1 protein-coding gene is annotated in these 827 nt (G+C 42.7%); it reads left to right on the forward strand.

Annotation, left to right across the window (positions count from 1 at the left end):
- Positions 1-89: 89 nt before the first annotated feature.
- On the forward strand, positions 90-827 hold a 738-nt coding region (locus tag HMPREF1519_RS07245; protein WP_037611737.1), incomplete at its 3' end, for a hypothetical protein.

An 827-nucleotide genomic window follows, 5' to 3' on the forward strand; every position in this document is an offset into this window, starting at 1 on the left:
GCTTATTCCGTCGTCTTAGACGCTAAATGGCGCTTTGGGACTGTTCTATTTACAGCTTATATCAGACATTAAAGTAGAAAGGAGAGTCGATGAAAAAACTAAAATGGTATCTATTATCTAGCCTTCTTCCTCTCTTTTTTCCTGTTTTTATCATTATCATCATTATGGGAGCCGTCGGAGGAGGTAGCACTGGTGGCTCTTCTCAATCACTAAATGGCGCAACCTACACAGACCACTGGTCAAATGGAGACCCCTATACCCATAATTTACTCGTCCATCGCTATGGTATTAAAGCAGAGCAATTGGACGGTTTTTTAGATACTTTAGGAATCTCCTATGACAAGAAACGCATCAATGGGAAAAAACTCTTAGACTGGGAGGCTAAGTCTAATCTAGATGTTCGTGCCATTGTAGCGATTGCCTTAAATGAAAGCTCACTTGGAACAGCTGGAGTCGCTACAAATCCTGGTTCCAATATGTTTGGTTTTGGAGCATTTGACTCTAATCCAGAAAATGCCAATAATTTTAACGATGAAGTGGCCGTTGTTGGACTCACCAATCAGACCATCATTGGCAATAAAAATGAAACCTTCAAAGTCCAAGATGACAAAGCGCAAAAATTTGCGAGTGGTTCCCTCAACACGTCAACAGATGGTGGGGTCTACTTCACCGATACCTCTGGCTCAGGAAAAAGGCGTGCTGAAACCATGCAAAAACTCGATACTTATATCGATGAGCATGGAGGTACACCAAAAGCCCCTAAACAAACAACAGGAAAAACCAGAGACGGAGGCGGTGTCACAACTGGGGATGTCCCACAAGGCTAT

Source organism: Streptococcus sp. SR4 (genome assembly GCF_000517725.1).
Lineage (GTDB): Bacteria > Bacillota > Bacilli > Lactobacillales > Streptococcaceae > Streptococcus > Streptococcus salivarius_F.